This window comes from Planococcus alkaliphilus (genome assembly GCF_057031095.1).
In genome coordinates, this window is record NZ_CM168060.1 from 1223431 (window position 1) to 1246808 (window position 23378).

At 44.4% G+C, this 23378-nt stretch carries 28 protein-coding genes; 15 read left to right on the plus strand and 13 right to left on the minus strand.

Annotation, left to right across the window (positions count from 1 at the left end):
* Positions 1 to 21 precede the first annotated feature (21 nt).
* The 4 genes from lipA to AC2EXB_RS06310 all read left to right on the plus strand — a co-directional run bounded on the left by lipA (position 22) and on the right by AC2EXB_RS06310 (position 2598).
* Positions 22 to 945, plus strand: coding sequence for a lipoyl synthase (gene lipA / locus AC2EXB_RS06295; protein ID WP_235198778.1), 924 nt, complete (start codon positions 22 to 24; stop codon positions 943 to 945).
* 15 nt (positions 946 to 960) lie between these two features.
* Complete coding sequence (locus AC2EXB_RS06300) at positions 961 to 1305, plus strand: YutD family protein (RefSeq protein WP_235198779.1); 345 nt, start codon at positions 961 to 963, stop codon at positions 1303 to 1305.
* Between the two features lie 83 nt (positions 1306 to 1388).
* On the plus strand, positions 1389 to 1847 hold the full coding sequence (locus AC2EXB_RS06305; protein WP_235198780.1) for a DUF86 domain-containing protein: 459 nt from the start codon (positions 1389 to 1391) through the stop codon (positions 1845 to 1847).
* The gene (locus AC2EXB_RS06310; RefSeq protein WP_483604135.1) at positions 1834 to 2598 is read left to right on the plus strand and encodes a TIGR01457 family HAD-type hydrolase; all 765 of its coding nucleotides are present in this window, start codon (positions 1834 to 1836) and stop codon (positions 2596 to 2598) included. The genes AC2EXB_RS06305 and AC2EXB_RS06310 overlap by 14 nt, the downstream gene beginning before the upstream one ends.
* 43 nt (positions 2599 to 2641) lie before the next feature.
* Here the strand turns inward: AC2EXB_RS06310 and AC2EXB_RS06315 are convergent, their stop codons facing one another.
* Positions 2642 to 2878: a YuzB family protein gene (locus AC2EXB_RS06315; protein WP_235198782.1), complete on the minus strand. Its 237-nt coding sequence runs from the start codon at positions 2876 to 2878 to the stop codon at positions 2642 to 2644.
* A gap of 150 nt (positions 2879 to 3028) precedes the next feature.
* Between AC2EXB_RS06315 and AC2EXB_RS06320 the strand changes: the two genes are divergently transcribed.
* Positions 3029 to 4096, plus strand: coding sequence for an NAD(P)/FAD-dependent oxidoreductase (locus tag AC2EXB_RS06320; protein ID WP_483604136.1), 1068 nt, complete (start codon positions 3029 to 3031; stop codon positions 4094 to 4096).
* Between the two features lie 54 nt (positions 4097 to 4150).
* Here the strand turns inward: AC2EXB_RS06320 and AC2EXB_RS06325 are convergent, their stop codons facing one another.
* A complete protein-coding gene (locus tag AC2EXB_RS06325; protein WP_235198784.1) occupies positions 4151 to 4477 on the minus strand; it encodes a YuzD family protein in 327 nt (108 codons plus the stop codon).
* Positions 4478 to 4559: 82 nt separating this feature from the next.
* Between AC2EXB_RS06325 and AC2EXB_RS06330 the strand changes: the two genes are divergently transcribed.
* The 6 genes from AC2EXB_RS06330 to AC2EXB_RS06355 all read left to right on the plus strand — a co-directional run bounded on the left by AC2EXB_RS06330 (position 4560) and on the right by AC2EXB_RS06355 (position 8175).
* Complete coding sequence (locus AC2EXB_RS06330; RefSeq protein WP_052652153.1) at positions 4560 to 4796, plus strand: NifU family protein; 237 nt, start codon at positions 4560 to 4562, stop codon at positions 4794 to 4796.
* Between the two features lie 112 nt (positions 4797 to 4908).
* The gene (locus AC2EXB_RS06335; protein WP_235198785.1) at positions 4909 to 5271 is read left to right on the plus strand and encodes a HesB/IscA family protein; all 363 of its coding nucleotides are present in this window, start codon (positions 4909 to 4911) and stop codon (positions 5269 to 5271) included.
* 264 nt (positions 5272 to 5535) lie between these two features.
* Positions 5536 to 6750, plus strand: coding sequence for an NAD(P)/FAD-dependent oxidoreductase (locus AC2EXB_RS06340; protein WP_483604725.1), 1215 nt, complete (start codon positions 5536 to 5538; stop codon positions 6748 to 6750).
* 105 nt (positions 6751 to 6855) lie between these two features.
* The gene (locus AC2EXB_RS06345; protein ID WP_483604137.1) at positions 6856 to 7353 is read left to right on the plus strand and encodes an NUDIX domain-containing protein; all 498 of its coding nucleotides are present in this window, start codon (positions 6856 to 6858) and stop codon (positions 7351 to 7353) included.
* Between the two features lie 140 nt (positions 7354 to 7493).
* The gene (locus AC2EXB_RS06350; RefSeq protein WP_199876618.1) at positions 7494 to 7619 is read left to right on the plus strand and encodes a YuiA family protein; all 126 of its coding nucleotides are present in this window, start codon (positions 7494 to 7496) and stop codon (positions 7617 to 7619) included.
* Positions 7620 to 7845: 226 nt separating this feature from the next.
* The gene (locus AC2EXB_RS06355) at positions 7846 to 8175 is read left to right on the plus strand and encodes a YuiB family protein (RefSeq protein ID WP_235198788.1); all 330 of its coding nucleotides are present in this window, start codon (positions 7846 to 7848) and stop codon (positions 8173 to 8175) included.
* A gap of 76 nt (positions 8176 to 8251) precedes the next feature.
* Here the strand turns inward: AC2EXB_RS06355 and AC2EXB_RS06360 are convergent, their stop codons facing one another.
* On the minus strand, positions 8252 to 8728 hold the full coding sequence (locus tag AC2EXB_RS06360) for a divergent PAP2 family protein (RefSeq protein ID WP_483604138.1): 477 nt from the start codon (positions 8726 to 8728) through the stop codon (positions 8252 to 8254).
* Between the two features lie 149 nt (positions 8729 to 8877).
* Here AC2EXB_RS06360 and AC2EXB_RS06365 point away from each other — a divergent pair, with 149 nt between their 5' ends.
* Complete coding sequence (locus tag AC2EXB_RS06365; RefSeq protein WP_483604139.1) at positions 8878 to 10371, plus strand: leucyl aminopeptidase; 1494 nt, start codon at positions 8878 to 8880, stop codon at positions 10369 to 10371.
* A gap of 49 nt (positions 10372 to 10420) precedes the next feature.
* Here AC2EXB_RS06365 and mnhG read toward each other — a convergent pair whose 3' ends face one another.
* From mnhG to AC2EXB_RS06405, 8 genes are all read right to left on the minus strand, one after another.
* On the minus strand, positions 10421 to 10804 hold the full coding sequence (mnhG, locus tag AC2EXB_RS06370; protein ID WP_279577074.1) for a monovalent cation/H(+) antiporter subunit G: 384 nt from the start codon (positions 10802 to 10804) through the stop codon (positions 10421 to 10423).
* Entirely contained in the window at positions 10764 to 11045 is a 282-nt protein-coding gene (locus AC2EXB_RS06375) for a Na(+)/H(+) antiporter subunit F1 (protein ID WP_052652143.1), read from the minus strand. The genes mnhG and AC2EXB_RS06375 overlap by 41 nt, the downstream gene beginning before the upstream one ends.
* Positions 11042 to 11521, minus strand: a complete 480-nt coding sequence (locus AC2EXB_RS06380) for a Na+/H+ antiporter subunit E (RefSeq protein ID WP_483604140.1) — start codon at positions 11519 to 11521, stop codon at positions 11042 to 11044. The genes AC2EXB_RS06375 and AC2EXB_RS06380 overlap by 4 nt, the downstream gene beginning before the upstream one ends.
* Before the next feature lie 6 nt (positions 11522 to 11527).
* A complete protein-coding gene (locus AC2EXB_RS06385; protein WP_483604141.1) occupies positions 11528 to 13009 on the minus strand; it encodes a Na+/H+ antiporter subunit D in 1482 nt (493 codons plus the stop codon).
* Positions 13002 to 13349 (minus strand): Na(+)/H(+) antiporter subunit C, encoded by a 348-nt coding sequence (locus tag AC2EXB_RS06390; protein WP_052652138.1) that lies wholly within the window; start codon positions 13347 to 13349, stop codon positions 13002 to 13004. The genes AC2EXB_RS06385 and AC2EXB_RS06390 overlap by 8 nt, the downstream gene beginning before the upstream one ends.
* Positions 13349 to 13771, minus strand: a complete 423-nt coding sequence (locus AC2EXB_RS06395) for a Na(+)/H(+) antiporter subunit B (protein ID WP_483604142.1) — start codon at positions 13769 to 13771, stop codon at positions 13349 to 13351. The genes AC2EXB_RS06390 and AC2EXB_RS06395 overlap by 1 nt, the downstream gene beginning before the upstream one ends.
* A complete protein-coding gene (locus AC2EXB_RS06400; RefSeq protein ID WP_483604143.1) occupies positions 13758 to 16175 on the minus strand; it encodes a Na+/H+ antiporter subunit A in 2418 nt (805 codons plus the stop codon). Before AC2EXB_RS06400 ends, AC2EXB_RS06395 begins: the two co-directional genes overlap by 14 nt.
* Before the next feature lie 227 nt (positions 16176 to 16402).
* Entirely contained in the window at positions 16403 to 17632 is a 1230-nt protein-coding gene (locus AC2EXB_RS06405; protein ID WP_483604144.1) for an MFS transporter, read from the minus strand.
* Positions 17633 to 17764: 132 nt separating this feature from the next.
* On the opposite strand from AC2EXB_RS06405, the gene AC2EXB_RS06410 reads away from it, so the two are divergent.
* Together AC2EXB_RS06410 and AC2EXB_RS06415 are read left to right on the plus strand one after the other, a co-directional pair.
* A complete protein-coding gene (locus AC2EXB_RS06410; RefSeq protein ID WP_483604145.1) occupies positions 17765 to 18487 on the plus strand; it encodes a peptidylprolyl isomerase in 723 nt (240 codons plus the stop codon).
* A 108-nt stretch (positions 18488 to 18595) separates the two neighbouring features.
* Positions 18596 to 18841 (plus strand): DUF1871 family protein, encoded by a 246-nt coding sequence (locus AC2EXB_RS06415; RefSeq protein ID WP_397443521.1) that lies wholly within the window; start codon positions 18596 to 18598, stop codon positions 18839 to 18841.
* Positions 18842 to 18879: 38 nt separating this feature from the next.
* Here AC2EXB_RS06415 and AC2EXB_RS06420 read toward each other — a convergent pair whose 3' ends face one another.
* The gene (locus AC2EXB_RS06420) at positions 18880 to 19095 is read right to left on the minus strand and encodes a helix-turn-helix domain-containing protein (protein WP_235198798.1); all 216 of its coding nucleotides are present in this window, start codon (positions 19093 to 19095) and stop codon (positions 18880 to 18882) included.
* Between the two features lie 103 nt (positions 19096 to 19198).
* Positions 19199 to 20533: a sodium-dependent transporter gene (locus tag AC2EXB_RS06425; RefSeq protein WP_235198799.1), complete on the minus strand. Its 1335-nt coding sequence runs from the start codon at positions 20531 to 20533 to the stop codon at positions 19199 to 19201.
* A gap of 151 nt (positions 20534 to 20684) precedes the next feature.
* On the opposite strand from AC2EXB_RS06425, the gene AC2EXB_RS06430 reads away from it, so the two are divergent.
* A complete protein-coding gene (locus tag AC2EXB_RS06430) occupies positions 20685 to 23300 on the plus strand; it encodes an RNA polymerase sigma factor (RefSeq protein ID WP_483604146.1) in 2616 nt (871 codons plus the stop codon).
* Positions 23301 to 23378 lie beyond the last annotated feature (78 nt).

A 23378-nucleotide genomic window follows, 5' to 3' on the forward strand; every position in this document is an offset into this window, starting at 1 on the left:
CACTGAAGGGATGATGTAGTGATGCCAGAAAAGCAAGAACATCTTAGAAAACCCGATTGGTTGAAAATTAAGCTTAATACAAATGAAAATTACACAGATTTAAAGAAAATGATGCGTGAAAATAATTTGAATACCGTTTGTGAAGAAGCAAAATGTCCGAATATCCATGAATGCTGGGGGAGCCGACGGACAGCCACTTTCATGATTTTAGGAGCGGTCTGTACACGCGCTTGCCGGTTTTGTGCAGTTCAGACAGGCCTTCCTAATGAGCTGGACCTTCAAGAACCGGAACGGGTCGCAGATTCCGTTAAGCTGATGAATTTAAAGCATACGGTTATCACAGCGGTTGCTCGCGATGATCTCAGAGACGGCGGTTCTGAAGTGTTTGCAGAAACGGTGCGCGCGATTAAACGGAAAAATCCGTTTACGACAGTGGAAGTGCTTCCTTCGGATATGGGAGGAAGCGAAGAGAACTTAAGGACTTTGATGGACGCACAACCGGATATTTTAAACCATAATATCGAAACCGTGAGGCGTTTGACACCAAGAGTAAGAGCGCGTGCCAAATATGACCGTTCACTGGAACTGCTTCGGCGTTCTAAAGAAATGTATCCGGAAATTCCGACTAAATCTTCTTTGATGATCGGTTTAGGGGAGACGAAAGAGGAAATAATTGAAGTGATGGATGATTTGCGTGCGAATGACGTAGACATCATGACGATCGGCCAATATTTACAGCCTTCCAAAAAACATTTGAAAGTGCAGAAATATTATTCGCCGAAAGAATTTAAGGAATTATGGGAAATTGCAATGACAAAAGGTTTCTCGCATTGCCAAGCAGGGCCATTGGTGCGAAGCAGCTATCATGCGGATGAACAAGTCAATGCCGCTGCAAAAGAACGTCAACGTCTCGGAGATCAGCAAGTTGCAGGAGTTAACAGTTAAGAGGTGAAGACGAACATGGTTACGATTGATAAATGGGAATACGAAGTGATCATCGATTACCGGGAAGGCTTCCAGGAAGAAGCTTTGAATAATCGGTACAGCGAAATCCTTTCCAAATACGATTACATTCTGGGCGATTGGGGATATGGCCAATTGCGCCTGAAAGGCTTTTTTGAAGACACGAACCATAAAGCCACATACGATACGAAAATCAGCACACTGCAGGATTATCTGTATGAATACTGCAATTTTGGCTGCGCTTATTTTGTCATAAAGAAAGTCGGAAAAGCGCCTGAGCCAGCACCGGAAACGAAAGAAATTCCAGAACCAGCCACGGAAACCCTCGAAGCGGATGCATGATCCGCCGAGGGTTTTTCTTTGCGCCTGTGATATGATAGAAGGTGGAAATACATGAAGAGAACAGATCATCAGGAGGGTATAAGATGTACTTTATTGACCGAAACAAAATTACAGAAACGGTAACTTATATGGGGAAACTAATCGCATTGTACGAAGAGAAGGGAGACTGGGCTTCTCTGACAGATGAGCTTGCGCTGGAACGGGTGGCTAGCAATGTCATTGAATCGATTATTGATGTAGGCAACTCGATGATTGATGGATTTATCATGCGCGATCCGGGAAGCTATGAGGACATTATCGATATTTTGACGGATGAAAAAGTGGTGACGCCTGAAATGGATGAGCCGTTAAAACAAGTCATCGGTTTGCGGAAAATGCTGGTGCGCGAATTTGCAGCTGTCGATCATCAAGAATTGCAGGAAGTGTTAAACCAAAATCTCGAAGAGCTTAAGAATTTCGGACCTAAAGTGGAGTATTACCTGGAGCACGAGCTTGGGCCGGTTTCAGCATTTTTGCCGGAGAATAAAAATGAAAAATTATAAAGCGTATTGCCTTGATTTAGATGGAACGGTTTATCGGGGAAAAGAAGCCGTACCGGAAGCGCCAAATTTCGTGGCTCGGCTCCAAGCAAAAGGCATCGAGCCTTTTTTTGTGACCAATAATGCATCAATGACGCAAGCACAGTTAAATGCGAAACTGGCGAAGTTCGGCGTAGTGACGGAAAATCAGCAAATCATGTCCTCGGCGATTGCTGCAGCGAAATATATTAGTCGCTGGTATCCGAACAAAAGCGTTTATATGATCGGATCAGATGGTTTGAAAGATGCGCTTCAGCAAGAAGGCATTGTGCAAGTGGAGGAAAATGCAGACGTCGTGGTGATGGGGATCGACCCTGGCATCAATTACGAAAAATTAGCCGTTGCCTGCCTGGAAATTCGGAAAGGGGCCGTTTTCTTATCGACGAACCGTGATCTTGCTTTTCCATCCGAACGGGGGCTTGTGCCTGGTAACGGAGCATTTACAACTTTAGTGGCCGCTTCGACAGGAGTGGAGCCGGTCTATATCGGAAAACCGGAAGGGCATATGCTGGATGCCATTCTTTATGAACATGGATTCGAAAAAGAGGAAATGGTGATGATCGGCGATAATTACGAGACGGATATTTTAGCCGGCATCCATTTTGGGATTGATACGGTTCATGTCAATACTGGGGTCACACCGATGGAAGACGTGCTTAAGAAAGACATTCAACCTACCCATGCACTAGAGAGTCTGGCTTTATGGGAAGTTTAGGCGTGGAGAATTTCGGGTAAAAAAATGAGCCGTAGGAAGCGGCTCAGAATAAAGGGTTTTCTTCTATAAATTCATAGACTTTCTTTGTCAATTCTTCAGGTGTATCGGCTTCGACGATTTCACCGTTAACCAACGCATATAAGGATTCTGCACATTGGGTGCAGTAACTTAAACAGCCATATTCCAATACATCCAAATTTGAATCGCTTTCCAATTTCTCAAACGATTCCTGTGATCCGTTTGCCATGTTGCTAATACAAAATTCAACAATCGGTTTCATTTTGGTCACCTCGCTACTACGAAATCCTACCTTTTTTTATAGCGATAGTCAATTATTTGATTTCTTTGGAATGTATTGTGAAAGTTATCACAATCAGCTATACTCATATTTGAGAAATTATGCAGACAGATGAAATAAAAGGAGATTTTTATGCGAAAACTAGTCTTACTTGGCGGAGGATACGGCAATATGCGGATATTGCTTCGTTTATTGCCAAACAATTTACCCCTGGATACAGAAATCATCTTGATCGACCGTACACCTTTCCACAGTATGAAAACAGAATTCTATGCACTTGCAGCGGGAACGGCATCCGACCATGAGGTGCGGGTAGCTTTTCCGGAAAGCGACCGCTTATCGCTCGTCCATGGAGAAATTCTTGAAATCGACTTGGAAGATAAATGTGTGCTAATGGAAAATGGAGACCGCGTTCAATACGATGACCTGGTGATCGGATTAGGCTGTGAAGACAAATACCATAGCGTGCCGGGAGCGGATGAATTCACTTACAGCATCCAGACAATCGGCAAGTCACGCGAAACCTTCAAAACACTTTTAGGCCTGCCATCTGGCGCAGTTGTCGGAATTGTCGGAGCGGGTCTTAGCGGAATCGAACTTGCAAGTGAATTGCGCGAAAGCAGACGCGATTTGAACATCAAATTATTTGACCGCAGTCCGCGTATTTTGCGTGATTTTCCGGAGCGTTTGAGTAATTTCGTAAAAAAATGGTTTGATAATCACAATGTTGATGTGGTTTCCAATTCGAATATTACAAAAGTCGAACCGAATCTTCTTTATAACCACGAAGAAACGATTCCGGTCGATGCCGTTGTATGGACAGCCGGCATTCAGCCGGTCAAACCGGTTCGCGACCTTGCGCTTGAAAGTGACAGCAGCGGGCGCGTCGTCATCAACCAATACCATCAATTGCCGAACGACGAACATGTCTATGTGGTTGGTGACTGTGCAGCTTTGCCAATGGCTCCATCGGCACAGCTTGCTGAAGAGCAGGCGGAACAGATCGTTGAAGTATTGAAGCTGACTTGGAGAGACAAGCCGCTTCCTGAAACAATGCCTGAAATTAAATTAAAAGGCTTCCTTGGCTCCCTCGGGAAAAAACAAGGGTTTGCTTATCTCGCAGATCGGACGGTTACAGGGCGCATTGCGCGTCTGATGAAATCCGGCGTGCTTTGGATGTACAAATGGCATAATGGCTGATTCATACAAAAGCGCGCTCATTTTAGGATGAGCGCGCTTTTTGTATGGAATCGTTTATTCTGCAGGAGAAAAGCCGTGCTTTTCGAGTTCTTTGTAGACCGGTTTCAATTGGACATAGCCTTCGCCGACCACTTCGCCTTCCACTAATACAAGCGGGTAGAAAAATTCATCTTCCAAGATGCGCTCGGCATAGTCTTTCTGATGCGCTTCCGTCTGTGGTTTCTCAATATCGATATACGTAATTGAAAATGGCTGGCCTTTGTATTTTCTAGAAATTGCCGCTTGCAGCCATTCATACGTATCAATGGAAGAAGGGGCATTCACGCAACTTGCACAGATTACTTCGGTTCCGTACACTTCGATGGAAATTTCTTTTGTCATTTTCTAGACCTCCTGAAAATTCAATAGTGGCTTTTTCTACTCAATCACATTATAATGATTATAATGAAAGGAGTCGATATAAATGACTGAAGCTTTGATGGAAGATCAAGTAATGGAAGTCTTAGATAAATTACGTCCATTCCTTTTGCGTGACGGCGGGGACTGTGAATTAGTGGATGTAGAAGATGGGATCGTAAAACTTCGTCTTCTTGGTGCATGCGGAAGCTGCCCAAGTTCGACCATTACCTTAAAAGCAGGGATTGAACGTGCGTTAATGGAAGAAGTTCCTGGCGTTGTAGAAGTAGAACAAGTATTTTAATGCCAAGGGACCTTTCATAGGTCCCTTTTTTGTTACATATTCAAACTTGCAGAGCGGGTTGCTTGAATGGCTTTGGGCAATATTGCTATGATGAGTATAAGGAGGCGATAACATGGCACAAGTAGTTGAGATTACAGAAGCAGCTTCTTTTCAAGTAAAAGAAATGATGCGCCATAACGAAGAAGAAGGCTCGTATCTTCGTGTCGCTGTAAAAGGCGGAGGCTGCAGCGGATTGACTTACGGCATGGGGTTTGAGAAAGAACATGGACCAGAAGATGATGTGCTGGAACAGTTCGGGCTTCAAATCCTCGTGGCAAAAGAAGATGCCCCTATTTTAAATGGGACTGTCGTTGATTATAAGCAATCGTTAATGGGCGGCGGGTTCACCATTGAAAATCCGAATGCAATTGCTTCATGCGGATGCGGAACTTCATTCCGGACAGCTAAAAAAGCAGGGACACCGGAAAACTGCTAATACGTTAAGAACACCTTCCTTTTAAATGGAAGGTGTTTTATTTTGCCTATAAAGGGAGGATAGGGGCGGAATCGAACATTAATAATGGCTAACTGGTGAATGCATTTGCCGCCCAGTATTCACGCTATTGGAAAGCGGGAGAATCCAGTTGAAATCAACTGGTAAAAGGGCTAATATAGAGGGTAGGAGTTTATTGGCACTACTATGATTTATAATTAAACTTTTTCTGTTTAAAAAAATGACTTGAAGGTGGTTGCGATTGTGTTGAAAAGACCGTCAATATTAGTATTAGGAGCAGGTTACGGTGGATTGATGACTGTAGTTAACTTGCAAAAAGTTCTTGGCACTGATGCCGCAGATATTACGTTGATCAATAAAAACGAATACCATTACGAAAGCACTTGGTTGCATGAAGCAGCAGCTGGTACATTATTGCCAGAGCAAGTTCGCTATGATATCAAAGATGTTATTGACAGCGTAAAAACAAAATTCGTCCAAGCGACAGTTGAAGCAATTGATGTTGCAGGCAAAAAAGTGACAACTGACAATGGTGTGTTTACATACGATTATCTAGTTATCGGTTTAGGCTTCGAAGGAGAAACTTTCGGAATTCCTGGATTGGACAAATACGCACTTTCAATTGCGAACGTCAAAGCTGCCCGTTATATACGTGAGCATATTGAATTCCAATTTGCGACGTGGTCTACAGAAGATGTAAAAGACGACAGCCGTTTGACAATCGTTGTAGGCGGAGCCGGATTTACAGGAATCGAGTTCTTAGGAGAACTGGGTAACCGTGTACCGGAATTATGCAAAGAGTTTGACGTTCCTCGCGAAAAAGTTCGCGTAGTTTGTGTAGAGGCGGCCCCAATGGTATTGCCTGGATTTGATCCTGAACTTGTCAGCTATGCAGTTGGCCATTTAGAATCTAAAGGCATCGAGTTCTCAATTGGCACTCCAGTCGTTGAAGCTACTCCAGAAGGCGTTAACATCAAAAAAGGCGATGATGAGTTTGAATTCATCAAAGCAGGTACAGTTGTTTGGGCTGCTGGAGTTCGCGGAAGCAAACTAATCGAAGAATCAGGCATCGAAAACATGCGCGCTCGCGTAAAAGTGGATGCAGACCTTCGTGCTCCTGGACATTCAGATGTATTCGTGATCGGTGACTGTGCATTGATGATCAACGAAGAAACGAACCGTCCATACCCACCGACAGCCCAAATTGCAATGCAGCAAGGGCAAGCAGTGGCAAACAATATCAACGCTTTGATCAAAGGCGAAGAAACTCACCCATTCGTTCCTGACTTAAAAGGAACAGTTTGCTCATTAGGTGAAAATGACGCAATCGGTGTGGTGTTCGGCAAGAAAATTACTGGTAAACGCGCTTCATTCATGAAAAAAATGATCGATAATCGTGCACTTCTAATGGTTGGCGGACCAGGATTAGTTATGAAAAAAGGTAAATTCAACGTTCTATAAGAGAAGCAAAAGCTCCCATCTTGAACTGCACCGAAATTGTTAGAGCGATCTAACAACGGAAGTGCAGTTCAACTGGGAGTTTTTTTGGTTAAAGGAGCTGACGGGATGAAAAAGAGCAAACGGGGCAATGTCTGGTTAGGCGCAGCCGGTTTAGTGGTGAATTCGAAAAATGAATGGCTCGTTGTCAAGAAGAGGTACGGCGGTCTGCATGGCAAGTGGTCATTGCCTGCAGGATTTGTGAATGCTGATGAAACAATCGATCAAGCCGCTATGCGAGAAGTGAAAGAAGAAACCGGAATCGACTGCACGCTGTTTGGGCTGGTTGGCTTTCGTTCGGGAGTCATACGAAAAGAAGTGAGCGATAATATGGGGATTTTCCTTTTGAAACCTGTAGATGAGCAACAAAGAATCAAAGCGCAACTGGATGAACTGTACGAAGCGGCGTGGCGATCTCCTGAAGAGCTATTGGCAGATCCGGATGCTTCGGTCATGCTTCATGAAATGGCGGATTTTCTGCTTGATGAAGGGTTTGAAGCCATTGAAGACGTAGATCCGGGGGATGTATTCGGGTATTCTTCCTATAAACTATTCTTTAAAAAATAGAGGATAAAAGAGCAGAATAGCGTATGAACGAGATAAAGGTTAATGTATCCGTTTACAATTAATCGAATTTTCTTGCAAGTAAATAGCGGCCATGTTATATTATCAGAATATTAAAACGATAACAGGAGGAGGTGTTTCGAATGACTATCTTCAAAAAAGCAAAGTCTGCGAATCAATGCCCATATTGTGGAGGAAAAGGCTATTTCCAATTGCGTTTGGGCGGTTCGGAAACGTGCTCCTGCTGTTCTGGATCCGGCAAAAAGTAAAGGCATCACCAATGCAAGCGTTCATGGGAGAAGACTCCCATGAACGCTTTTTTCAATGCCCATATAACACTTGGGTGAAATGAAACATCCCGATTTTAACGCTTTATACAAATTCATTGCATAGAATTGGTTTTAATGTGACAAAGCAATGAACTCGGGATTGTGTGATTGAAAGGGGCAGGACTTTCGGGTAAACTGATGAAAGGAATAACGGAGGTTAGAATTCATGAATACTTCATTTAGCATTGTCCAATTGATCATTTCGGTTTTACTGTTTTACGTAATGTTTTTCGGCATCGGTTTTTTATTGAATATGCTGCTTCGGATGACATGGCTGATGGCAATCGTCTATCCGATCGTCATCTTGCTGGTCATTGATGATGTCGGCTTTTTCAGCTATTTCACAGATCCAGGCGAGTCCTTCTCGATGCTTGGCGATACCATCACTTCGCTTACAGGAAGCGATATTGCCGTATTGCTTGCAGGCTGGGCTGGAGCAATTACTTCCGGATTCGTCATGAAAATCTTGCGTAAAAGCGGTTATCAAATGTTCTAAATTTCAACATAGAAAATCCGCCAGGCCGATTCGAAGGCTTGGCGGATTTTTCGGTTTTGAGAAGAAAAGTCCATTTTTAACGCAGGATCCCATAGAAAACAAAAGCAAGGGCGATACCGGTAAGGGCGCCTATAAACACTTCGCTCGGTTTATGGCCGAGAAGCGTTTTGAGTTCTGCTATTTTCTCTTCCTCTTTTTTCTGCGGCCATTTTCTGGTTTCGTCCATGAAAAGATAGAAATCGTTGCGCATCTTGTTGATGGTCAAAGCTTGCTGCCCAGCTTGGAATCTGACGCCAGTGGCATCATACATCGTGATGACAGCGAACATCGCGGCCACTGCAAAAATGGTGGAATCGACCCCGTGTTCAAACGCTACGGCCGTAGTTAAGGAAGTCACAGCAGCCGAATGTGAACTGGGCATTCCTCCGGTTGAAGAAAATAATTTCCAATCCAGTTCACGGGTAACGGCATATTGAATAGGAATTTTAACAAATTGGGCAAAGAGAATAGCAAAAAGTGCAATCATCAGCGGCAAATTAGAAAATAGTTCCATCCCGTAAACAACCTTTCCATAGAAGATATTGCTTTAGTATAACATATGGGATTTATTGATTTATCAAAAATCATTTCGGACTCCGAACTACCCCGTATACTGAATAAATGCTAAACTAGAAGTGGAATTCAATTTAAGGGGGAAATAATATGGAATTAGTCGTACAAGCGGATGCAGCTCAAGCGGAAGCGGATATTTTAATCGTAGGTTTAAGCCGCCACCCAGAAAACAGCAAAGGGTGGGAAGCGTTTTCTGAGCGCTTTAACGGTATGCTGGAAGAATGGGTCAAAGGCGACTTGCCGTTTGATTTGAATTCAATCATTACATATCCGGCGCTATCCGGTTCTATTCCGCGCGTTCTTTTTATCGGTCTGAATGACCGTAAAAAATTGACCGAAGACACTATTCGTACAGCTTTCGGCCATGTCGGAAAAGAGCTGGCTAAGAAAAAAATTAAAAAGGCAGCCGTCTATTTGGATTCATTCCTCAATGATGAGATCTCTTCAGAAGACGCAGCTTATTTAGCCGTTGAGGGCATTACAATGGGCACTTATAAATTCGATGATTATAAAACTTCTTCAAATGAAGCGGATGTGGCCTTGGAAACATTGGCGATTTTATCGGAAGACGATGCAGAAGAATTGCAGGCTTCCGCTTTTATCGGACATGTATTTGGCCAATCAGTCAATGAAGCCCGTACGCTGGTCAATATGCCAGCGAATTTATTGACGGCGACAGCTATGGCAGACTATGCAAAGGAATTAGGCGAAACATACGGATTTGAAACAGAGATTCTCGGCAAAGCTGAAATGGAAGAGCTCGGAATGGGTGCGATTTTAGCAGTTAACCAAGGATCTGTCGAAGAACCTCGCCTGATCGTATTGAAGTACAAAGCAACTGAGAACTTTGAAGAGCCGCTTGCGCTGGTCGGCAAAGGGATTACGTTTGATACGGGCGGCTACTCCTTGAAGCCGAAAGATGGCATCGTCGGCATGAAAGGCGATATGGGCGGAGCGGCAGCAGTTCTCGGTACGATGAAAGTCATCGGTGAGTTGAAGCCGGAGAAAAACGTTATCGCGGTCATCGCATCGACAGATAATATGGTGTCAGGCAATGCTTTCAAGCCGGATGATGTGATTACCTCTTTAAGCGGCAAAACAATCGAAATCCTGAACACTGATGCTGAAGGGCGTTTGGTGCTGGCAGATTCTGTGACTTATGCGAAGCAGATGGGCGCTACACATATCATAGATGTGGCGACGTTAACCGGCGGGGTCATCGTAGCATTAGGAAATGATAAAACGGGTGCTTTGACGAACGATGAAGCATTTTTTGAAACTTTCCTTGAAGCTTCGGAGGAAACCGGGGAATTCGTTTGGAGACTTCCTTTGACGGAGAATGATAAAAAACGGATCCGTAAAAGCGATGTAGCGGATTTGAACAACTCACCGGGACGCGATGGCCATATGATTTTCGGCGGCGGATTTGTCGGTGAATTTGTAGACAATACGCCTTGGATCCATTTGGATATTGCAGGTACGTCCCATGCAGCGTCTGCCCATGACCTTGGGCCGCAGGGCGGAACAGGTGCCATGGTCCGGACGCTTGCCATGATGGTCGAGAAAATGGCGGAAGAAGCGTAAAAGAATAAAAAAACAAGCGGGTTATGCGACAATCGCATACCCGCTTGTTTTATTGTTGGCGTTTTTTCTTGGCTACGGCTTCTTTCATATCGTCCCGCACCGTTTCTTCCGCTAGTTTAATGCCGGACATATAAGAGGCACGGCCAATTAAATGGCCGGCTACCGGCGACGTAATAAACAGAAAAATGATGGAGATGATCAATTGGGAGTTGAAATGATCTTCAATCAGCCAAAAGTAGATGAATGTCCCTCCCAGTATACACATGACGCCGAGTGTAGAGCTTTTAGAAGCGGCGTGAGTGCGTGTATACACATCTGGCAGGCGCACAAGGCCAAGTGCCGTAACAGCGCTGAAAAGAACCCCAGTGCTGATTAAGATAATAATGAGGATATTAGCGATTGTCGTTTCGATCGAAAATCTCTCCTCTCTCAATGAATTTTGCGAAAGCTGTCGTGCCGATAAACGACAGGATGCTCAACAGCAGAATAATTTCCAAAAAGAATTCTGTGCCGATGATGAGTGACAAGAGGGCGACGATGGAAACTAAGGCGACGCCTAAGGCATCGAGTGCCACTACCCGGTCAGCCACTGTAGGCCCTTTTACGAGCCGATATAAGAGTCCTACGAACGCACAGCTGATAACGACTAAGGCTATCCAATAAAACATCATCATGGACGGCTCACCTCCATAATGGCACGTTCAAATGTATTTTTGATTGAATAAACGGCCTCATCGATGTCAGCAAAATCAATGGCATGGATATATAATTTTTTCTGATCATCGGAAATTCCGATAACTAAAGTGCCAGGCGTAAGGGTGATTAATGCTGATAGCAGCGTGACTTCCCAGTCTTGCTTTAACTCCGTTTCAAGTTCAAAAACAGCAGGGCGGATATTCAATCGCGGCTGAATCACTAACCTGAATACGGAAATGCTGGACATCACCAACTCTTTCAAGAAGAGGAAGAAGAGGGAAATCACTGCCCAGATTCTTACAAGATACAAGCGATGGCTGAAGAATCTTCGCATTAAAATCACGAGAAGAAGCCCGACCAAAAAGCCGATTGCGAATCCGGTAGGCGAGAAGGAGTTCGTCATGAACATCCAAACGCCTGCCAAGAAGAAATTAAGTAAAATTTGCAAAGCCATCGTCATCTACTCCTTTAATACCGCATCTATATAGATGGATGGATTTAGTAGAACTTCTCCTGCTCCATTAATGAGGGGCATGAATAATTCTGCGCCCACACCGAGGATAACGGTGATTCCGACCAGGATGACAGCAGGGACGAACATTTGGTAATAACTGCGTTTTTTGAGCGGAACGGTTTTCACAGGCTCGCCCCAGAACGCATAGATGAAAATGCGGATTGCACTCAACAGTACGAGCAAACTTGTCGCAAGCACGACAATGCTGCCCCAGAACTGAGGGCCTTCAAATCCGCCTTGGACAATTAATAGCTTACCAGGGAAACCACTAAGCGGCGGAATGCCGGCTAAGCCGAAAGCGGCGATGAGATAAACCCAGCCAAGCACAGGATAAGTCTTCATCAATCCGCCCATCTCCCGAAGATTGGAAGTGCCGAAAATGACTGCCACAATCCCTACGAGGAAGAATAAGGCGGCTTTGATCAACATGTCATGGACCAGATAAAAGAGTGCTCCCTCGATTCCTGCTTCGTTCATCTGGGCAATCCCGAATAAGATGACCCCGACAGCAATAATGATGTTATAAATAATGATTTTCTTGACATCAAAATAGGCGAGGGCACCGATGCATCCGGCAAGAATGGTCAAGATAGCAATGATGCCGAGCAATTCGTGCGTAAAAGCTATGTTCATGGTGAAGAACAAAGTGTATGTACGGATAATTGCGTAGACACCGACTTTTGTCAGCAAAGCTCCAAATAAAGCTAAAACGGGAATTGGGGGCGCATGGTAAGCGCCAGGCAGCCAGAAATAAAGCGGAAAAATAGCTGCTTTGAAGCCAAACACGACCAAGAACATGACGGCAATGACGGTCAATATGCCAGTCTCTTCAATCTGTGGAATTTTCACGGCCAAATCCGCCATATTTAACGTTCCTGTCACTGAATAGAGAAAGGCGACGGCCGCTACAAATAAGGCAGAAGAAATGACATTCACCAACAAGTATTTGATGGATTCCCGCAGTTGCGGCTTTTCGCCGCCGTGTACAATCAGCATATAGGAAGCCATGAGCAGTACTTCGAAGAAAACAAATAAGTTAAAGATGTCTCCTGTGGTAAATGCTCCGTTGACCCCAACCAATAAAAACAGCACAGCTGGATAGTAAAAAGATTTTTCCCGATCGATTCCAATTGTCGGCATACTGTAGAAAATGACGAACAAAGTGATGATGGTCGCACTTAGTACAAGTAGGACGGACAGCATATCTGATACCATCGTTATGCCGAACGGCGCATCCCAACTTCCCAAGGTGACCGCTTGGACACCATCGGCTTTCACTTTCAAGAGAAGGAACAGCACCGAAATTAAAGTAGCGACAGCAGCGGCAGCCGAAATAATGCGCTGCAGGCTAATATTTTTCGGAAAGAATAACAAGATGGCAGCAAATAATAGGGGAGTTAAAATCGGAAACAGAAGTAAATTAATCATTGTCTTCAGTTCCTCTCATCAAATTCATATTATCGGTGCCGAGTTCCTGGTATGCACGGTAAGCAAGGACCAGGAAAAATGAAGTTACAGCAAAAGAAATAACAATGGCTGTCAAGATCAAGGCTTGAGGCAACGGATCTGCATAGTCGCTCACGCTGACGCCATCAGCAACGACTGGCGGCGCAGTTCCACCAAGCCCGCCCATCGTTAAAATTAAGAGATGGGCGCCATGGCTTAGAAGGCCGGTTCCGATAATAATACGGATCAAACTTTTAGAAAGCATTAAATAGACAGCGGCCATGAAAAGAAAGCCGATGACAAAAGACATAATAATTTCCATTATTCATCCTCTCCAATCGTTTGAATAATGGTCATCGTAACGCCAACAACAACCAGATAGACACCTAAATCGAATAACGCTGCAGAATGCAAAGACGTTTTGCCGAATAGCGGCAAATCAAAATAATCATAGGCATGCGTAAAGAATGGGACATTAAAGAATATGGAAGCACTCGCAGTCGCAAGCGCCAGCAAAAGACCGATGGCAGTCATCATTACATAATTAAACGGTATGATTTTCTTCACGGTTTCAATATCAAAAGCAAGCATTAATAAGACGATCGCGCTCGCCGTCAGCAAGCCGCCGACAAATCCGCCGCCCGGGGTATAATGGCCGGCGAAAAAGATATGGACCGCAAACATCAGGATGATGAATGTCACGACTTTTGTTACGGTCTTCAGCATCACATCATTTGTTCTCATGTTGGCCCTCCTTTTTCGTTAAGCGGAGTTTGATCATGGTGATAATGGCAATGCCAGCGATGCCGAGAACAGTGATTTCGAATAATGTATCAAATCCCCGGTAATCGACGAGAATGACGTTGACGATATTGCCGCCCCCAGCTTCTGAATACACGGTTTCTTTATAGTATTGAGAAATGGAGGGCAGGATTTTCTGGGAATGGGCTGACAATGCTACCAATGTCATTGTAGCGCCTACACCCAAAGCGATTAATCCATTTCCAAGTTTGAAGCGCATGCGCTCTTCTTTTTTGCTTGATTTCGGTAAATGGTAGAACGCTAAGAGGAACAAAGCGACGGAAATCGTTTCGATGACTAATTGCGTCAACGCCAAATCCGGTGCCCGGAAAATAACAAAGAATAAAGCGACCGAGTAACCTACAGCACCTAGGGCGATAATAGCCGTCAATCTTGATTTTGCTGCAAGAATTGTGATCGTTCCGCCGATTAGAGCGAGCACGATGACGATTTCATAGAATCCAATTGGCGCTAAATCCGATAGATTGAATGCAAACGCTTCATTCAAGAACAGCGTACTAAGAACGATCAAGATGAAGAACCCAAACATATACACAAGGTAAGAGCGGATGAACCCCGTCATATAGACGGCAGAAAAACGGTTGGCTCCACCGTCGCTTAAGTACATTAAATTATCATATAGACGGTTGAGCGATATATTATCCGGAAAGGCATCGTAAGAGCGCTGCCACTTGCGGAGCGTCCAGAACATCAATCCGCCGATGATGAAGATTCCAATCGTCATCGCCAGTTCCGGTGTAATGCTTCCGTGCCATGCAGACACATGGACATGGACGTCTGAAGGCGAATCGTACATAAAGGGCAGCATCGTTGCAACAGCTGGATTCACTATCCATTTACCGACAAAGTTTGGAACGAAGAAAATAGCGATAACCAATACTGCTAAAATAGCAGGAGAAATCAGCATGCCGATCGGGGCTTCATGCGCCTGTCTCGGCAATTCATCCGGCTTATATTTGCCCGCGAACGTATGGAACACAAAATAGAAACTATAGATGAACGTAAATACACTCGCAATCCATGCCACTACTGGGAATAACAATCCCCAAACATCCATCGAGAATAAATCAAATTCAGTAATGGCGAGCATCGCTGTTAAGAACATTTCCTTACTGAGGAATCCGCCGAATAGTGGAATTCCGGCCATCGAAAATGAACCAATCATCGCGATCGTAAAGCTGATCGGCATCAAACTCATCAACCCGCCGAGCTTACGTATATCGCGTGTGCCTGTTTCATGGTCGACAATTCCAGCAATCATAAAGAGGCTTCCTTTAAAGACAGCATGGTTGACCAAATGGAAAATGGCAGCAAAGCCGGCATATTTAAAGACAGTCTCAGCTGCATTATCCACATGGAAGCCCATAGCGGAAGCACCGAGAAGGCTCATGATTAACCCGAGCTGTGAAACAGTGGAGAACGCTAAGATTCCTTTTAAGTCTTTTTGTTTCAGTGCAAAGAACGATCCCCAGAACAGCGTGAACAATCCGACGCCGGTAACCAGCCAAATCCAAGTTCCGGAAACAGCGAAAATCGGAGTGAAGCGGGCGACCAGATAAAGGCCGGCTTTAACCATGGTTGCTGAGTGGAGATAGGCACTGACAGGCGTCGGCGCTTCCATCGCATCCGGCAGCCAGATATAGAATGGGAATTGAGCGGATTTCGTAAAGGCTCCAAGTAAAATCAAGACCAAAGCCCAAACAAAGAACTCATGATTTGCAAGTTCCGGAGCTTGGGAAATCAGCTCCCGTATCGAATAAGTATTGCCCATAATACTCAGCAGCACAAATCCTCCGAGCATCATCAAGCCGCCAAATACAGTGATCATCATCGACTTCAACGCCCCAAAACGCGAACGGTCCCGGGTATACCAGTAGCCGATCAGTAAGAACGAGGAAATCGAAGTAAGTTCCCAGAAAAGATAAAGGGAAATCAGATGATCCGATTGGACAACGCCAAGCATTGCTGTCATGAACATCAGCAAATAGACGTAAAAATTATGTAACTGTTCGCGTTTCTTATCCAAATAGAAAATGGAATACAAAACGACAAGAGCTCCTATTCCGCTGATCAAAAGCGAGAACAGAAGGCTTAACCCATCTATATAGGCCACAATGGCAAGATCAATAGAAGGGATCCAACTCAACTCTGAAACAAGCGTACCGCCTTCAAGCGTCGTCGGCAGCAGCGTTAAATAGTAGATGAACAGAACCACTGGAACAATCAAGACAAACCAACCCGTATGGATGCGTCCGAGTTTTTTAAATAACAGCGGAATGAACAATGCTGCAATCAATGGTAAAAAAATCAAAAACACAAGTGACAAATGAATCCTCCTTTCAAGCGCATTCATGATGAGTTTCTAGAGAAATTATAACGTACATAGCCAGATTTTGCACCGTTGCACATTTGTGCGCCTGTAAAAGAAGCAGAAATTCCAAAGCTTTAGAAATAGGAAGAAACTCAATTAAGAAAAATTTGTGAAAACGTATAGAAAACAAAAAAAGCAGTGATTTCTTGAGAGAAATCACTGCTTCATTCTGCTGAATTTGTTTATGTGGATTTTAGTTCTTGCTCAAGCAAAACGTCTTCGAAATCCTGTTCCGGTTTGGAAGTCGTATATTTCAAGAAGAAGAACGACACGAGGAACAAAACGCCGGTGACCACAAAGACAGCCGGAATGCCGATGAACCCGCTGACAATGCCGCCGAACATCGGACCGACGATATTGCCGAGGAATCGGAAGCTCGTGTTATAGCCCATGACTTCCCCTTGAATCTCAATGGGCGCTTCACGCCGCATCAAGGCCGTGGTTGTCGGAATCATGCCGCCGACAGCAATACCGAACAACAGACGCAAGATCATCAATTGCCAAAGCTCAGTGACGAATGCTTGCGGGACGATAAAGACAAAAGCAAGAATCAGCAAGAAAGTCAAAACGCGTTCGTAGCCGATCTGATCTCCGAGACGCCCCCAGCGCCGCGCAAAAAGCAAATTCCCGACGCCGGTCGCACTAAAGGTGATCCCGGCAAGCAAAGCGACATTCGTACTGTCCGTCAAATGGGAAACGTATAAAGACAATAGAGGCTGAATACTAAAGTTTCCGATTTGGATAAGGGAAGTGATGATCATTACGTTCAAAAGCAGCCGGTGATTTAAAATCCCCTGAACAATGGTTTTTCTGGCATAGACATGGGCATTCTTTTTCTTCACTTTTTTAACTTCCTTCAACCCGACGGCAACAATCAATGCAGCAAGCCCAATTACGCCGGAAGTGATAACGAAAGTGTAGATGAAGCCGAATGTATCAGCCATCAGCCCGCCGATAACCGGACCGAAAAGTGTTCCGGAAACACTGCCCATCTGAAGAGTGCCGAGCGTTTTGCCGGCAGTTTCCTTCGCTGTCTGCGAACTCACAAAGGCGAGGGAAGTCGGAATAAATCCGGTAACCAATCCCATAAATAGACGGATAAAAAACAATTGCGGCACTGAATCAGCCGTACCCATGAGGAAAATGCTGATTGCAATACCGAACCCGTTGATGATCAATATAGGTTTGTAGCCGTATTTATCAGCAATCCGGCCCCAAATGGGCGACATGATCAAAGCGGCGACAAACGTCACACCGAAGACTAGCCCAGCCCATCTCTGCACATACTCTTCGGTGAAATTGCCCATCGATTCAATATAGAGGGAAAGGAAAGGCATAATCATAGTGGTGCTTCCCGCTACAAGGAAATTGGAAAACATAATAATGAAAAAGTTCTTTTTTTGTGTATCCATTCAGTGAACCCCTTCTTTCTGAACCACTCATCTACCTCCTATTATATATTATTTCGCCTTACGAAAAAAGTAAGGTGAACTGTGGATGAATTCGGAAAAATCTTGTGATAAACTAGAGCGGGGTGAATCGAGATGAAAATGAAAATCGCATTATTGATTTTATTGGCCGCCGTATTAACGGCTTGTTCGAGCGGAGAAGAAACGGCCAATCAAAAGGAAGAACCAAAAGAAGCTGAGACGTCTTCTGACACCGCTTCTGAATCGCAAGAAGAAGTGGAATTGCCGCAGCTTTCCAATGAAGTGGCTGAAGGCGAAGCATTGGTGGAAATGAAAACATCGATGGGAACAATGAGAATCAAACTTTTCCCGGAACATGCACCAAAAGCGGTCGAGAACTTTTTGACGCATGCTGAAGAAGGCTACTACGAAGGCATCACGTTCCACCGTGTCATGAATGAATTCATGATCCAAGGCGGTGACCCGACTGGCACTGGCGGCGGGGGTGAAAGCATTTACGGAGAGAGCTTTGAAGATGAATTCAGTAAAAACCTTTATAATTTCAGAGGAGCTTTGTCTATGGCAAACGCTGGACCTGGCACAAATGGCAGCCAGTTCTTCATTGTTCAAGCCTCTGCTGCTGACCCGAATGCCTTCAACGAAATCCATACGGATCAAATCAGGGAAGCGTACGAAGAATTGGGTGGCACACCTTGGCTTGACGGAAAGCATACTGTCTTTGGCCAAGTGATTGAAGGATTGGAAACCGTGGATGCGATAGCGGCAGTTGAAACCGCAGAAGCAGACAAACCGGTTGTTGATGTCATTATCGAGTCTATCGAAGTTCTAGAGCAGTGAGTGGAAAGGGAGCTGGATTGGCCAGCTTCCTTTTCTTTTTTGGGCATTGTGCTATTATAGCTTGTAATACTATAGAAATGTCAGGTGAAAAAGATGGGTATGAGTGAAATGAACCGAAAAGCTGTGAGAGTTTTGGAAGAATGGGATCCTTTTGCAATCGGGGAAGAGCGGTACGGAGTAGAGATCGGTAATGTTGTGGACCAATTGCAAGTATTGGACCATCCTTCCGATTTAGCCAAGCAAATCCAAAGCATCTATGAAGTCTCTTATGAGAAATGGATTCCTTTGGAAAAATGCGTGGAGATTTCATACAAGCTCTTGGCGTTGAAATACGAAGCGAAATGCATCATCTAAAGAAAAAAGCTTTCGGCACAATTTGCCGAAAGCTTTTTTTATTTTGCTGTTGTTAAACCGTCTGTCAAATTGGAAGACGGAACTTCAAGCGCGTTTGAGAGTTTCAAAATTGTTTGGAGCGAAGGCACTTCTTCCCCGGATTCATAAGCTTGGAGGCGAGCAACGCCGACTCTTGCTTTTAAAGCCAGTTCATCAAGTGTTAAATTACGCTCTTCACGCAAAAATGTTAATTGAGCAGCTAAATCTTTTTTCATAGTGAAACACTCCTTTGCATGGTGATACTTTCCTATATGAAAATAATACCATATTCTTTTTATTTCGCTAGGCGAATATTATGGCATTTTACAGACATTTCGTTTAGAAAGCGTCGATAATCCCTTGGATAAAGACAATTACGATGGCAATTGGGGCTACGTATCTGACAAGTACCGTCCAGACACTCACCCATGTTGACGCTCCGCCGAGTTCTGCTTGGACATCGTTTTTCTTCAGAACATAGCCGGCGAATAACGAAATGAACAGGGCTCCGAGCGGCAAGCCGATTTTACTTGTCAGCACATCGACAAAGTCAAAGAAAGTATAGCCGAATAGAAACGGATCGGACATGACCCCGAATGATAAGGCACTTGGAATCCCGACTAGGAAAATCATCAATCCGTAAAGCCAAGCAATTTTCCGGCGGCGTTCGTATTTATTTTTCACACCGATCGATACGACAATCTCAAGCATCGAGATGGAAGAAGTCAAAGTAGCAAATAGCATCAAGATAAAGAAGATGATGATTAAGAATTCACCCATGAACAGCTGATCGAAAATCGCTGGCAAGATGATGAACACAAGTCCTGGACCTTGGTCAGGAGAATAGCCTAATGCGAAGACTGCCGGGAAAATGATCAATCCCGCCATGATGGAAATAATGATGTTCAACGAAACCACGCTCATCGCTGAACGCGTTAAATTTTCCGATTTCGATAAATAAGATGCATACGTGATCATACCAGCCACACCGACGCTAAGCGAGAAAAAAGCTTGGCCTAAAGCCGTCAAAGCGGTATCAAAAGTAAAGAAGGACCAGTCCGGGACAAACATGAATTCGACGCCGGCCATAGCTCCGTCCAACGTCAGGGAGCGGACCATCAATACAACGAAGAAAATCAATAGAGCCGGCATCATCACTTTGCTGGCACGTTCAATTCCCGCTTGGATGCCGCCTTGGACAATCCAGATCGTCAATAACATAAACGCGGCTTGTGCGAGGAGAACTTCAAGCGGATTGCCGATAATCCCATTAAACAAGTCGGCAAATGCATTGTCTCCAAGATTGGATAATTGCAATAATAGCGCGCGGCCGAGATAAGACAGAATCCATCCGCCAACCACACTGTAGAACGACAAGATCATGAAAGAGAAGAAAAAGCCGGACCAGCCGATCAAAAACCACTTTTTGCCGGGAGCCTGTTTTTTAAGCCCCGTCACGGCATCCGCTTGTCCGCGTCGGCCAATCACAAATTCTGCAAGCAGGATGGGGAGGCCGATGGCAATTGTACTGACGATAAACATTAAAATAAAGACACTGCCGCCGTTTGATCCGGTTTCATAAGGGAATTTCCAGATAGCTCCTAAACCGATCGCACTGCCGGCAGCAGCTAAAATAAAGCCGAGCTTTGAAGTCCATTGTTCGCGTTTTTCCATTTCTTCACTCCTATAATGTATAGATTTTTTCATTCTACACGAGGTCCATTGAAAAAAATAGAACTATTTCAAATCACAGGTTATTTATCGTGTATAATAAACAGAAAAAGGAAAAGATTGAATATTCCTTTAATGCAAGGGGCGGAATTACTTGAGAGAGGAAGAATTATTTCGAGAAGCGCAGGCGGGCGATAGGACGTCTTTTGGGGAATGGTGCAGGAATCAGGGATCCGTTATTGGGCAATTCGGCTATCAAAACGGTGTGCCGTCAGATAGACTGGCTCTCTACCAGGAAGCGGCCTATCGAGCATTTGGAAAACAACTTTCCAAAATCGATATTGAACAAGCCGAAATGGCCATTTATGAACAGGCTATGGCTCTTTTAAACGAATATTCAGAGGAGCAGCCGGCAGGTGAAACAGAAAAGCTGCTGCGTTTTGAAGAAGATTTGGAAACGCATCATGCGATCCAACAATTGCCGAAAAACAGAAGAGTGATTTTCACTTTATTTTATTTTCATCAAAAGAATAAAGAAGAACTGGCGTTATTGACGGGCCGCGACTCGGAGGAAATCGAGGATGAACTGGCTATAGCGGTAGAAAGTTTGACAACTGCTTTACAGTTGGAAAGCAACGGCCAAACAGAGAAAAGAATTGAGTTCGTGGGAAAATCGTATAGCCGCATCCAGACCATTGTAGAAGAGGAGGATTTACTGAGTGGCGAGCCGGAAGAAAAACCCGAGCTTTCAAAAAAGACAAGTGTCCGGAACACAGCCCCAAACAAGAAAGTAGCTGCGCTGCTCGTTGCAGCGGGCTTGTTTCTAACGGGAGTAATCGGTGCCTCATTTATGTTGAATGATGAAAATCCAAAAGTCACCGCTTCAGCAGATGAAGAAGGTGAGAAAATCACAAGAGAATTGATTGAGGACTGGCGTGCCAAGTATAAAGAAGTGCGGAAAACGGCGCCTGAGCGAATGGGCATCCAGCAGAAAGTCTTCGACCAATTCAGCTATGTCAAAGAGGCCGATGCAAAATTGAAGCGCATTTTAAGTGATAAGAACATCAAGAAGATGGAGAATGACCCCGAAATATTGGAGAAGGAAATGAAAAAGGCTTTAATAAGCATCGAGACTCCTCGGGGAATGGTTGACAGTTTAAGCGGGATTGCTTTGCCGTCGGAAGAATCCCAGGAATTCCTGCATGAGTATGCGCTGAAAACGAAAGAAATCATGGGCGTCATTGATATGGCCCTTCTTGTCCATCAGGAAGAGTTGGAGGAAATGAAATTCGACGGTGAGCTTTCCCCCGAAAAATTGATGGCCAACCAGAAAAAAATGCCGGAGGAACTTCAGCGTTTGCTAGGCGGGATGCATGAACAAGGCTTGATGATTTCCGCACATCCGTATGAAGCGCAGTTTATTTCACGGCGCAATATGGAGACCCTTTTCTCGAATGAAGTGCTGAATATGGATTTCTACACGAATGAGTATTCGCGTTTATTGCAAAATGAACCGTATTTTGATGAACAAGGTTTGTTGGTCGAGGCCGAATTTATGCCTTATGTATTGAATACAATGGAATTAGCTTTAATTGAATCGGAAAATTATTCGCGCTTGTATTTGGAGTTTGAATACATTTTCCAGCACAGTTTTTGGCTGATGGTGAAAGGGTCGGATGCAGATCCGATATTCGACAGCAAAGGCGTCGTCCATGAAAAATACCAGACGGCTTGGAAAGAAATGATGATTCAGTCCGGAAATCCGCTGATTTATACGCTTTTGCCGATTGTCGAAGAGATGGAAGCGAGCGGGTGGACCAAATCTGAAAGTTACGACGCTTTGGCTTATACCGATATCGTTCAGGCACTTTACTTGGAGAAAGAACAGAAACTGGCTGAGAAAATGCCGAACGGGGATGTAAAAGTAGATCATCGGATGGTGGATCTAGCGAATTTTGATTTTTCCGAGACCGAAAAACGGTATAAGGCATTTTCAAAAAACCATGATGCGGCCTTATTGGAAAATGTAGAGCCGCTCGATATTTTATTCCTCTATTATTATGCGAATAAACTTGAAGACAAAGAAACAATGTGGCATTTGACCGCTGAGAATGGACTGAAGCCCGGAAAAGAACAATTCTTGTCCCAATGGAGAAAGCAGCCCGATATTTTTGAAAATGTTAGATGGGTGGAAACGGCGAAAGACGGTGTAGGACGAGAAGGACGTACGCTATTTTTGTATCCGAGTATGAGTTATGGCATGCAAGGCATGATCAGTGAGCCTACGCCCAAATTAATCATGGAAGAAAAACATACGTGGCTGGTTGAAAACCAGATGATTGAATCCTATGTACTTGAAGAAGAGCCGGAATATCGAGCGAGAGTAAAAGCTTTGTATGAAAAATTCGCAAGTGGTTTTGACCAGGATATGCTCGAGACGCTGACAGCAGGGGAGATTTCCGGAATGTTCTTCTACGCAAGAGAAGTGGAAGACTATGCAGCGATGCAACAGCTATCGGAAGAAGATGTGGTAGCGATGGACAGTGATTATTTCATGGAACAGTTAAAAACGAGAGCCGTCCCGAAATTATCGGAGATTAGCCGATTGCTGTTCTCAAGCGAAACTTTGCATTACGACCTCAATTTGCGGCCTTCCGGCAGAATTCAATATGAATTGAAAGAAACAGGTGCAGAATACATGATGGGCAATGGCCACGCCTTGTTCAAAACAGACAAAGGATGGCGTATCGGCAACATGGATATGTACTGATTTTACTCTACCGCCTATGTTGTGCTATAATATACAGATGCCAATAGGTGTATAGGATAATTTAGATAAGACTAGGAG

Coding starts and splice junctions, on each gene's coding strand:
- lipA (WP_235198778.1), top strand. CDS start 22: ATGCCAGAAAAGCAAGAACATCTTAGAAAACCCGATTGGTTGAAAATT.
- AC2EXB_RS06300 (WP_235198779.1), top strand. CDS start 961: ATGGTTACGATTGATAAATGGGAATACGAAGTGATCATCGATTACCGG.
- AC2EXB_RS06305 (WP_235198780.1), top strand. CDS start 1,389: ATGTACTTTATTGACCGAAACAAAATTACAGAAACGGTAACTTATATG.
- AC2EXB_RS06310 (WP_483604135.1), top strand. CDS start 1,834: ATGAAAAATTATAAAGCGTATTGCCTTGATTTAGATGGAACGGTTTAT.
- AC2EXB_RS06315 (WP_235198782.1), bottom strand. CDS start 2,878: ATGAAACCGATTGTTGAATTTTGTATTAGCAACATGGCAAACGGATCA.
- AC2EXB_RS06320 (WP_483604136.1), top strand. CDS start 3,029: ATGCGAAAACTAGTCTTACTTGGCGGAGGATACGGCAATATGCGGATA.
- AC2EXB_RS06325 (WP_235198784.1), bottom strand. CDS start 4,477: ATGACAAAAGAAATTTCCATCGAAGTGTACGGAACCGAAGTAATCTGT.
- AC2EXB_RS06330 (WP_052652153.1), top strand. CDS start 4,560: ATGACTGAAGCTTTGATGGAAGATCAAGTAATGGAAGTCTTAGATAAA.
- AC2EXB_RS06335 (WP_235198785.1), top strand. CDS start 4,909: ATGGCACAAGTAGTTGAGATTACAGAAGCAGCTTCTTTTCAAGTAAAA.
- AC2EXB_RS06345 (WP_483604137.1), top strand. CDS start 6,856: ATGAAAAAGAGCAAACGGGGCAATGTCTGGTTAGGCGCAGCCGGTTTA.
- AC2EXB_RS06350 (WP_199876618.1), top strand. CDS start 7,494: ATGACTATCTTCAAAAAAGCAAAGTCTGCGAATCAATGCCCATATTGT.
- AC2EXB_RS06355 (WP_235198788.1), top strand. CDS start 7,846: ATGAATACTTCATTTAGCATTGTCCAATTGATCATTTCGGTTTTACTG.
- AC2EXB_RS06360 (WP_483604138.1), bottom strand. CDS start 8,728: ATGGAACTATTTTCTAATTTGCCGCTGATGATTGCACTTTTTGCTATT.
- AC2EXB_RS06365 (WP_483604139.1), top strand. CDS start 8,878: ATGGAATTAGTCGTACAAGCGGATGCAGCTCAAGCGGAAGCGGATATT.
- AC2EXB_RS06375 (WP_052652143.1), bottom strand. CDS start 11,045: ATGATGATGTTTTATTGGATAGCCTTAGTCGTTATCAGCTGTGCGTTC.
- AC2EXB_RS06380 (WP_483604140.1), bottom strand. CDS start 11,521: ATGGCTTTGCAAATTTTACTTAATTTCTTCTTGGCAGGCGTTTGGATG.
- AC2EXB_RS06385 (WP_483604141.1), bottom strand. CDS start 13,009: ATGATTAATTTACTTCTGTTTCCGATTTTAACTCCCCTATTATTTGCT.
- AC2EXB_RS06390 (WP_052652138.1), bottom strand. CDS start 13,349: ATGGAAATTATTATGTCTTTTGTCATCGGCTTTCTTTTCATGGCCGCT.
- AC2EXB_RS06395 (WP_483604142.1), bottom strand. CDS start 13,771: ATGAGAACAAATGATGTGATGCTGAAGACCGTAACAAAAGTCGTGACA.
- AC2EXB_RS06405 (WP_483604144.1), bottom strand. CDS start 17,632: ATGGATACACAAAAAAAGAACTTTTTCATTATTATGTTTTCCAATTTC.
- AC2EXB_RS06410 (WP_483604145.1), top strand. CDS start 17,765: ATGAAAATGAAAATCGCATTATTGATTTTATTGGCCGCCGTATTAACG.
- AC2EXB_RS06415 (WP_397443521.1), top strand. CDS start 18,596: ATGAACCGAAAAGCTGTGAGAGTTTTGGAAGAATGGGATCCTTTTGCA.
- AC2EXB_RS06420 (WP_235198798.1), bottom strand. CDS start 19,095: ATGAAAAAAGATTTAGCTGCTCAATTAACATTTTTGCGTGAAGAGCGT.
- AC2EXB_RS06425 (WP_235198799.1), bottom strand. CDS start 20,533: ATGGAAAAACGCGAACAATGGACTTCAAAGCTCGGCTTTATTTTAGCT.